At 71.3% G+C, this 2,135-nt stretch carries 3 protein-coding genes and 1 pseudogene; all 4 read right to left on the bottom strand.

What is annotated here, in order from left to right:
* Positions 1–271 precede the first annotated feature (271 nt).
* Complete coding sequence (yidC, locus tag MCAG_RS14935; protein WP_007073821.1) at positions 272–1,255, bottom strand: membrane protein insertase YidC; 984 nt, start codon at positions 1,253–1,255, stop codon at positions 272–274.
* 3 nt (positions 1,256–1,258) lie between these two features.
* Positions 1,259–1,548 (bottom strand): annotated as a pseudogene (gene yidD / locus MCAG_RS30845) (membrane protein insertion efficiency factor YidD).
* Positions 1,545–1,961: a ribonuclease P protein component gene (rnpA, locus tag MCAG_RS14940; RefSeq protein WP_007073823.1), complete on the bottom strand. Its 417-nt coding sequence runs from the start codon at positions 1,959–1,961 to the stop codon at positions 1,545–1,547. The pseudogene yidD and the gene rnpA overlap by 4 nt, the downstream one beginning before the upstream one ends.
* Before the next feature lie 36 nt (positions 1,962–1,997).
* The coding region (gene rpmH / locus MCAG_RS14945; protein ID WP_232290389.1) for a 50S ribosomal protein L34 at positions 1,998–2,135 on the bottom strand (138 nt) is incomplete at its 5' end.

The following is a 2,135-nucleotide window of genomic DNA, read 5'->3' on the forward strand; positions in this document are numbered from 1 at the left end:
TCGATCGGCGTGCTCTCCTCGTCCACTGACTTGTCAGCGCTGGGGATGCTGGTCTCGGTCACGGTCTCATCTCCGTACTCGCTCGGCCGGACCGTCGGGTCCGCTGGTTCCCCGGGGCCGGCGGGAGATCGCCGGTGCCCACGGGCACGTCTGTACGGGCGGCTGTCGCCCGCGACCACGCTGCGCGCGGCGGGGTCGGCCCGGCGCTGCCCCACGGGCGGCTGCCAGGGCCTGGTTCCGTCCGCGCCGGGTCGGCGCGGACGGGGAGGCTTCAGCCCTGGCGCTTGGCCGGGCGGCTCTTCTTCGGGTTGACCGGCTTGGAGCCCGGCTTCGGGCCAGCGACCTTCGGCGCGGCCGGGGTCTGCTTGGCCGGGGCCGGTGCGGCCTTGCGGCCGAACAGGCCGGCGGTCCTGGCCGGCTGGACCGGGCTGCCGGGCTTGGCACCGGTGCGGCCCGGGGTGGGCGGCGGCGGGTACTTACGCAGCACCCACTGCTGCTGGCCGAGGGTGAACAGGTTGTTCGTGACCCAGTAAATGATCACACCGATCGGGAAGATCGCGCCGGAGACGAGCAGCGACAGCGGGATGCCGTAGAGCATCAGGCGCTGGATCATCTTCTGCTGCGGGTCCTCCGCCCAGCCGGTCTTGAGGATCATCTGGCGGCTGGTGAGGTAGGTGGTGCCCATCATCACCAGAACCAGGATGCCGGCGATCACCTTCACGGTGGTGCCGTTGGCCCCGAGGCGGGCCAGTTCGTCGGCGGTCGAGCCGAACTTGCCGGCGATCGGGGCGGTGAAGAGCTTGGCGCTGGAGGCGCTGTCGAACTGCTCGACCGTCCAGCCGTAGAGGGTTTTGTTGACCTTGGCCGGGTCGAGGCGGCGCAGCACGTGGAAGAGGCCGAGGAAGACCGGGATCTGGAGGAACATCGGAAGGCAGCCCATGAGCGGGTTGGCCTTTTCCTTCCGGTAGAGCTCCATCATTTCCTTCTGGAGCGTCTCCCGGTCACCCTTGTGCTTCTCCTGGAGCTCCTTCACCCTGGGCTGGAGCGCCTGCATGGCCCGCTGGGACTTGATCTGTTTGACGAAGACCGGGAACAGGATCACCCGCACGGTGACCACCAGGAAGACGATGGCCAGGATCCAGGCCCAGTTCGTCCCGATCACCGCGTCGACCGGCACTCCGATGGCGTCCCAGGCTGAGTGCCAGGTCAGCAGGATCCACGAGATCGCGTAGTAGATCCAGTCCAGACTGAACAATTCTCAGACTCCAGTCACTTCGGCGCGGCGGCGACCGCCCGGCTCGGGCACCGGGTCGTGTCCACCAGGGTGAAAGGGGTGGCAGCGCAACAACCGTCGGACCGTCAGGCCGGCCCCCCGGATCGCGCCGTGCCGGGCCACGGCCTCAAGGGCGTACGCACTGCACGACGGGTAGAACCGACAGCGGGCCGGCAGCGCCGGGCTTATCCAACGACGGTACGCGATGATGGGCCCGGCTCCAGCACCCGGGCACCCAGGCTCGTCGGGCGTGACGCGGCGGATTCCCTGTTCATCGGGGCCGTCGCCCCCGGGGGGTACGGGCTGCGGCGACAGCCGCGTCGAGGTCGGCCCCGAGCCGGGCGTACGACGCCTCGGCCGCGGCCGGGAGCGCACGTACGACCAGGGTGCTGCCCTCGGGCAAGGCCGTGAGCCGCTCGCGGACCAGATGCCGGAGCCGGCGCCGGACCGTGTTACGGACGACGGCCGGGCCGACGGCCTTGGAAACGACGAAGCCGGCCCGGGTCGGTGCGGAGGTGTTCTCCGCACCGGTGGCCCGCGCCGGCTCCGTCGAGGTGTCCGTTGGTGTCCCCGGTGTGGCGGGCAGGGCCAGGTGGACGACGACCACGCCACGGCCGGCCCGGCGGCCAGCCCGGACCGCTGCGGCGAAGTCGCTGCTGCGCCGCAGTCGTTGCGCGGCCGCCAGCACGACTGCCCACGTCCCCCGGACCGGCCCCGGTCGGCCTCAGGCCGACAGGCGGGCGCGGCCCTTGGCGCGACGGGTCGAGAGGATGGCGCGGCCGGCCCGGGTGCGCATGCGCAGCCGGAAGCCGTGGGTCTTCGCGCGCCGGCGGTTGTTCGGCTGGTAGGTGCGCTTGCTCAC

This window comes from Micromonospora sp. ATCC 39149 (assembly GCF_000158815.1).
In the GTDB taxonomy this organism is placed as follows: domain Bacteria; phylum Actinomycetota; class Actinomycetes; order Mycobacteriales; family Micromonosporaceae; genus Micromonospora.